This is a genomic window from Streptomyces sp. GbtcB7, from assembly GCF_019091445.1.
GTDB classification, from domain to species: Bacteria; Actinomycetota; Actinomycetes; order Streptomycetales; family Streptomycetaceae; genus Streptomyces; species Streptomyces mirabilis.
Genome location: NZ_JAGXJM010000098.1, coordinates 1 through 6305, shown reverse-complemented (window position 1 = coordinate 6305; position 6305 = coordinate 1). Strand labels below are relative to the sequence as shown.

Sequence of the window (6305 nt, the reverse complement as noted above, 5' to 3'; positions counted from 1 at the left end):
CATCCTGCACGACTGGGACGACGCCAGTTGCGTCCGCATCCTTCAGAACTGCCGGGCACAACTGGCGAAGGGCGGGCGCATCGCCGTCATCGATCTCCTCGTCGGAGAGGTGGGCCAGCCCGGCCTCGCCCCCCTGATGGACATGAACATGCTCGGTATGACGGGCGGCAGGGAACGACAGAACGCCGAATTCGACGCCCTGTTCACCGCAGCGGGCCTGCGCCGCGTCAAAACGACTTCCGCAGGAGCCTTCGTCGTCATCGAAACACAACCCACCACCTGACCCTGCGTGCCGCGACCTTGCCCCTGGTCCTGGGGCGATTTCGGCGGGAGTGAAAACACCCCTACGGCCCGCGGCCGCAGGGGTGTTCGGGGTGGATTCGCGGGGCGAGACGGCAGCGGCTCGTGTGCTGCTGCACGTTCTCCCCGACACGGAAAGCTTCATCGGAGGACCCCGACTACATCAGCGACGGAAACGAAAGTTCTAATGGCGTTTCCGACACTGGTACGGTGCGTGGCATGGAGATCGCGGTTCTTGTTCACGGCGGTGTCTTCGACTCCGGACTCGCCTCGATCCTGGATGTGCTGGACCAGGCCAACGCGATGGCGGGAGAGCTCGGCGACGGCTTGACCTGGCGTGTGCGCAAGGTCGGCTTCCACAGCGAGATCCGGACCGGGGCCGGACACCTGGTCGCCGTCGAGCCCGTCGAGTGCGCGGAGGAGACGGATCTGCTGATCGTGCCCGCCCGGGCCGGCCGCGGCCCCGAGGAGGTGCTGGCCTATGTCGCGGGCCAGGAGTCGCTGCCGGTACGGAATCTGATCGCCCAGGCCCGTGACCGCGGCACCAGGATCGCGTCCGCATGCGCCGGCACCTTCCTGCTGGCCGAGTCCGGGATTCTGGACGGGCTGCGTGCCACGACGACCTGGTGGCTGTCTCCGGCATTCCGCGGCCGCTACCCCGGCGTGCACCTCGACGAGAGCCGCATGGTGGTTTCGTCCGACGGCGTCACCACCGCAGGAGCGGCCTTCGGACACGTCGACCTGACACTGGCGATCATCCGGGAGAGCAGCCCCGCGCTGGCCGACCTGGTCGCCCGCTACCTGATCCTGGACGAGCGCCCTTCGCAGTCCGCCTACACGATCCCCAGCGCGCTGGCACAGAGCGACCCGACGGTCAGCGCGTTCGAGCGCTGGGTCCGCGAGCGCATGACCGAGCCCATCAGCATTCCCGAGGCCGCCCGGGCCATCGGCGTCACCGAAAGGACGCTGCAGCGTTCGGTACAGCGCACCTTGGGGACGTCACCGATCCGCTTCGTCCAGGACCTGCGGATCGAGCAGGCATCCCATCTGCTGCGTACCACCGAACTGTCCCTGGAGACCATCGCGCGCAAGGTCGGCTACGAGCATCCCAACACGCTGCGCGTGCTGCTGCGGGAGCGGACCGGCAAGACCACCGGCGCGCTGCGTGGGAACGGCCTGCCCACGAAGGCTGCGCCCGCACAGATCTGACGGGGACTCGCCCCCCTGGCCACTTGTTCGTCCTTCGGCCGAGGAGGACGGCACACACCAACCCGCTCGATCCACGACGTGACGTACCAGCTGTGGAGGCGATCAAGCGACGGCGCTCATGCTTCCAGACGATCCAGCCAGGCGTCCTGACCGTCCGCCAAAGGGAAGGCCAGGGGCAACGGCTCAAAACGGCAGTGGAACGTCATGCCGTTGTCGCGCCCCGCGCCCGTCACGTGATGGTCCCACGCATCCGGGACATCTGCGTCGCCGTCCACCTCCAGTTCGAAGAAGGTGGTGTGGCGGGGAAAGTGACGGATCGGATGCGGGGTGTGCTCCTCCGCGATCGGGCGCAGCACCCGAACACAGGTCAGCCCGCACTCCTCCGCGACTTCACGCAACACTGCCTCTTCCAGTGGCTCCTCCGGAGCTACACCCCCCGCCGGGACGTGCGTGCCGGGCGGCAGGTCCACGTCGTGGTCGAACACGAGCAACTCCACCGACCGTCCCGCGCGACGGCGCAGGACGTAGGCGGCCACCCGGATACGCAACGTCAACTCCCGCATTCCCGCAGCGTAGGGGTTACACCACCTCGATCACGAGAGATCCCCCAAGATCGAAGAGACAGACCCTAGTTGAAGATCGGGCCGACTGTGCGGGTCCGTTTGATTTCGTAGAAGCCCGGGGTGGAGGCGACGGCGAGCGTGCCGTCCCACAGGCGGGCGGCCTGTTCTCCGGTGGGCGTGGGAGTGACGACGGGGCCGAAGAAGGCGATCCTTTCGCCGCCATCGGGGCCGGGGACGGCGATGATGGGGCTGCCGACCTCCTGGCCGACCAGGGTGATGCCCTCCTGGTGGGACCGGCGCAGCGCGGCGTCGTGGGTGTCGGTTTCGCCGGCCTCGGCGAGGTGCTCGGGCAGTCCGACCTCCCGCAGGGCGGCTTCGATGGTGGCGCGGGTCTTGGGCAGTTGCTGAGGGTGGTAGCGGGTCCCGAGTGCGGTGTAGAGGGGTTCGAGGACTTGGGAGCCGAAGGTCTCCTGTGCGGCGGTCAGCACCCGGACGGGTGCCCAGGCCTGGCCCATCAGTTCGCGGTTGTGCGGCGGGAGCTGGTCCAGGCGTGCTTCGTTGAGGATGGCCAGGCTCATGACGTGCCAGGTGACCTGGACGGGGCGGGTCTTTTGGACCTCGAGCATCCAGCGGGAGGTCAGCCAGGTCCACGGGCACACAGGGTCGAACCAGAAGTCGACGGTGGTGGTACGGGAGTTGTTCATCGTGGGTATCCAAACGACGGCCGCGGCCTCAGCGCGCGGCGGGTGGGTCACGTGCCAGCGGGGTAGCTGGTCGATGCGGTCAGGTCGGCCCAGGCGGCGATGTCGTCGTTCAGGCGCTGCCGGCCCTGTTCGATCAGGTTCAGGGCGTCGGTTCCAAGGACCAGGTGGACCGGGGGTTTGTCCGCGTCGAGCACGGTGAGCAGGGCCTTGGCAGCGCGGGCGGGGTCGCCGGTCTGGTTGCCGTCCTTGGTCTGGCGGGCGGCGCGGATCGGGTCGAAGACGGTGTCGTAGTCGGGGATGGTCCGCGGCACGCGGGTCATCGAGCGGCCTGCCCAGTCGGTGCGGAACGCGCCAAGGGCGAGGGCGGTGACGTGGATGCCGAGGTGGGCGACCTCTTGCGCCAGGGACGCGGTGATGCCCTCGACGGCGAACTTGCTGGCGCCGTAGAACGCGACACCGGGCAGCGCGGTCAGTCCGGCCATGGAGGACACGGTGACGATGTGTCCGGTGCGACGGCGCCGCATGGACGGCAGGACCGCCTTGATCGCGGCGACGGTCCCGTAGACGTTGACGTCGAACTGGTGCCGCAGGTCGTCCATGGAGGACTCCTCGACGGTGCCCTCGACACCGTATCCGGCGTTGCTGATCAGCACGTCCACCGGACCGATGCTCTCCTCGACGTACTCGACCGCCCGGGAGACGGCCGCGTCGTCGGTGACCTCCAGCAGCAGGCCGGTGGCGCGGCCCGGCGCCAGGGCTTCGAAGTCGGCGATCTGGTCCTGGTTGCGGACGGTGCCGACGACCAGGTGGTCGGCGGCCAGGGCCTCCTTTGCGAACGCACGGCCCAGGCCGCTGCTGACACCGGTGATCAGGATTGTCTTGCTCACGGGGAACTCCTTGACGGTGGCGGCATCCTGGCCGTCCGGGCGGCGGCCCCCGCCTGCTCAGTGAGGGTGACGTTGTCAGTGCTGATTCCGTGGAGGGCGGGACGTCGGTGGGGTCGGCGGCGTCCCGCCCTGAACGGTGACGCCGTCTTTCAGCGCTCCTGGCGCAGGAAGTCGACGACCAGGTCTGTCGTCGCCTGCGGCTGCTCTTCCGTGATCCAGTGCCCGCAGTCCGGGATGACGGCGTCTTCGACGTTGTCGGCGACGCACCGGATCACCTCGCCGATCCCGGGGCCGAAGGTGGCTTCGCCGCCAAAGGCCAGGACCGGCATCTGAAGCTTGCCCTGGGCGAGGAACTTCCTGTTGTCGGCCGCGTCCTGACTGAACGCCAGGAACTGGGCAAAGCTCGCCCGCATGGCGCCGGGTTGCGCGTAGAGCGCCGCGTAGTGCTGGCGCTTGGCCTCGTCGAACCGCTCCGGGACCACGGAGAGTTCGTTCCAGAAGCGGTCGAGGTAGATGCGCTCGCGGCCGTCGACCAGGCGTTCCATGTCGTGACCGCCGAAGCCGAAGTGCCACATGGTCGGGTCCTGTGTGATCTGGTCCCAGGGTCCGATGCCGGGCAGTGGTGCGTCGATCGCCACCCATCGGCTGACGCGCTCGGGCTGGGTGGCGGCGACCGCGTAGCCGACCATGATGCCGATGTCGTGCGTCACCAGTTCGATGCTGCCCACGCCCAGGGCGTCCAGGACGCCCCACACGTCCGCCGCCTGGTTCTTCTTGTCGTAGCCGTCCTCGGGCTTCGAGGAGAGGCCCAGCCCGCGCAGGTCGGGCGCGATCACCGTGTGGTCTTCGATGAGTGCGTTCGCCAAATGACCCCACATGTCGCCCGTTGTGCCGAAGCCGTGCAGCAGGACGACCGCGGACCCCTGCCCGCCGACGCGTACGTGGATCGTTGCGCCGTTGGTTTCGATCTCACGTGACTGCATGCCGGCCGGGAAGGGGTGGATGCCGTCCTGACGTCCGTTGTCGTTCATCGCTGTACTCCAGGTTTGAAGGGAACAGGGCTCCCATGGCGAGGACGGCCCGGAGGACAGAGCTGCGTCCAGGCGTGCAAGCCACGCCTCGACGGCACGACCTGCCGGCTGTACGCACTCATGGGCGCGTCCTCTTGAGGAACTGGATCTGGAGCGGTCGCAAATCCGCGCCACGTCCTGAAGTTAGCCGACCGGTCATCTAAGTTCCATCGCGTGCCGGACGCCGTTCCCGCGGGAGCAGACCGCTGACCTGCGATGGAAGGCAGGGGCTACCAGCAGGGAGGAAGCTGGTCGGTGATCGACGTGCTCGCGCTGGCAGCGCAGCGCGTCTGCGGTGATCACGGTGTGTCGCGCAGGTCGCCGATCTGGTCCAGCAGCGGCCGGAACCGGGTGATCTCGTTGGTCCTGCCGTCGACGTCAGTGTCGGCAAGGACCACGGCGGTGACCTGATCGCAGGCCGCCATCACGTGCCGGGCGGCAGTATCGACGGTGCGAGATCCGCGTAACGCCTTGCCGTCGACGGTGGTCGCCCGCTGGCCTGCCGCATCGCTTTGTCGACTTTGGACGGTGGGGCGACGCCGGCGCGGAGCAACGCCGCGATCATCGCGGCCGGGACCCTGCGGTAGCTGACTGTGGACATCGACATTCTTCCTCGCGCACCGCCGACGGCATACGCATCGCCGTCGATTCTTGGCACGCGGGAGGCGCCGCAACGTGAATGAGCGGGGGCGCAAGACAGACATGGCGAAACTCCGCCACGAATGTCTCAGCCGTGCGGCACGCCTGCTATAGGTTTGCCACCGAGGAAGTCCTCCAGGATCTCGGTAAACCGCGCCGGCTGCTCCTCGGCCACGTAATGGCCGCAATCGTCGAGGACCACCCCGGTGACATCGGCGGCCGCCAGCCCCATCGCCTCGGCGACCATCGCGCCGCTGTTCCGCGCGCCGCCGGTGGCGGGCACCGGCAGCGTCAGCCGGGTCTTCTTGCGCTGCTCGTTCTGCGCGATCGTCTCGTCCAGCGCCCGGTAGTACGCGAAGCTCGCCCGCAGCCCGCGAGGATCCGCGACGATCGCATCGACGTAGACGTCGACTGCGTACGCGGGGATCGCGTCCGGGGTGGCTGCCTTCTTGGCGAACTGGTAGCCGAAGAAGAGCCGCTCCCGCCCCCGGACCAGCTCCTCGTTGAGGTCGGTGAGCCGGTTGAAGCCGAAGTGCCAGGGCCGCTGGTTGGCCGCGGCCGGGCTGAAGACCGACGGGGTCGGCGTGAGACCGGGGATAATGGCGTCGACGACGGCGAGCCGGCCCACCCGCTCGGGGTGATCGGTGGCGAGGGCGTATCCGGTCCACATGCCGATGTCGTGGCCGACCACGTCGAACCGGTCGTGCCCGAGCGCGGCCATCAGAGCGACCAGATCGGCGGCCAGCGTGCCGGCGTCGTACCCGTCGTCGGGCTTGTCGGAGAGCCCGGCCCCGCGCGAGTCGACGGCGACGACGGTGTGCTCGCGGGCGAGTGCGGGCATCACTTCCCGCCAGGCGTACCAGGTCTGTGGCCACCCGCCGACCAGCAGCAGCGGTGGGCCGTCCCCGCCGGTGACCGCGTGCAGCCGCAGCC

General features: G+C 68.6%; 8 protein-coding genes. 2 read left to right on the top strand and 6 right to left on the bottom strand.

Features of this window, described 5'->3' with window-relative positions; all coding sequences use genetic code 11:
* Together KVT44_RS55155 and KVT44_RS55150 are read left to right on the top strand one after the other, a co-directional pair.
* Positions 1-283, top strand: a 283-nt coding sequence (locus tag KVT44_RS55155; RefSeq protein WP_302832266.1) for a methyltransferase, incomplete at its 5' end; no start/stop codon positions are given.
* A 236-nt stretch (positions 284-519) separates the two neighbouring features.
* Positions 520-1509, top strand: coding sequence for a GlxA family transcriptional regulator (locus KVT44_RS55150; protein WP_217576762.1), 990 nt, complete (start codon positions 520-522; stop codon positions 1507-1509).
* A 116-nt stretch (positions 1510-1625) separates the two neighbouring features.
* On the opposite strand, the gene KVT44_RS55145 is transcribed toward KVT44_RS55150, so the two are convergent.
* From KVT44_RS55145 to KVT44_RS55120, 6 genes are all read right to left on the bottom strand, one after another.
* Positions 1626-2072 carry an NUDIX domain-containing protein gene (locus KVT44_RS55145; RefSeq protein ID WP_217576759.1) on the bottom strand — a complete coding sequence of 149 codons (447 nt, stop codon included), beginning with the start codon at positions 2070-2072 and terminating at the stop codon, positions 1626-1628.
* A 65-nt stretch (positions 2073-2137) separates the two neighbouring features.
* Positions 2138-2776, bottom strand: a complete 639-nt coding sequence (locus KVT44_RS55140; RefSeq protein WP_217576757.1) for a DsbA family protein — start codon at positions 2774-2776, stop codon at positions 2138-2140.
* Between the two features lie 47 nt (positions 2777-2823).
* Positions 2824-3663, bottom strand: coding sequence for an oxidoreductase (locus KVT44_RS55135; protein ID WP_217576755.1), 840 nt, complete (start codon positions 3661-3663; stop codon positions 2824-2826).
* A gap of 149 nt (positions 3664-3812) precedes the next feature.
* Positions 3813-4694, bottom strand: coding sequence for an alpha/beta fold hydrolase (locus KVT44_RS55130; protein WP_217576753.1), 882 nt, complete (start codon positions 4692-4694; stop codon positions 3813-3815).
* Between the two features lie 463 nt (positions 4695-5157).
* The gene (locus KVT44_RS55125) at positions 5158-5334 is read right to left on the bottom strand and encodes a hypothetical protein (protein ID WP_217576751.1); all 177 of its coding nucleotides are present in this window, start codon (positions 5332-5334) and stop codon (positions 5158-5160) included.
* 126 nt (positions 5335-5460) lie between these two features.
* Positions 5461-6303 carry an alpha/beta fold hydrolase gene (locus KVT44_RS55120; protein ID WP_254651220.1) on the bottom strand — a complete coding sequence of 281 codons (843 nt, stop codon included), beginning with the start codon at positions 6301-6303 and terminating at the stop codon, positions 5461-5463.
* Positions 6304-6305: the final 2 nt, after the last annotated feature.

Bases quoted from the DNA above. Each gene is read 5' to 3' on its own strand.
- KVT44_RS55130 (WP_217576753.1), bottom strand. From the start codon at position 4,694: ATGAACGACAACGGACGTCAGGACGGCATCCACCCCTTCCCGGCCGGC.
- KVT44_RS55140 (WP_217576757.1), bottom strand. From the start codon at position 2,776: ATGAACAACTCCCGTACCACCACCGTCGACTTCTGGTTCGACCCTGTG.
- KVT44_RS55145 (WP_217576759.1), bottom strand. From the start codon at position 2,072: ATGCGGGAGTTGACGTTGCGTATCCGGGTGGCCGCCTACGTCCTGCGC.
- KVT44_RS55150 (WP_217576762.1), top strand. From the start codon at position 520: ATGGAGATCGCGGTTCTTGTTCACGGCGGTGTCTTCGACTCCGGACTC.
- KVT44_RS55125 (WP_217576751.1), bottom strand. From the start codon at position 5,334: ATGTCCACAGTCAGCTACCGCAGGGTCCCGGCCGCGATGATCGCGGCG.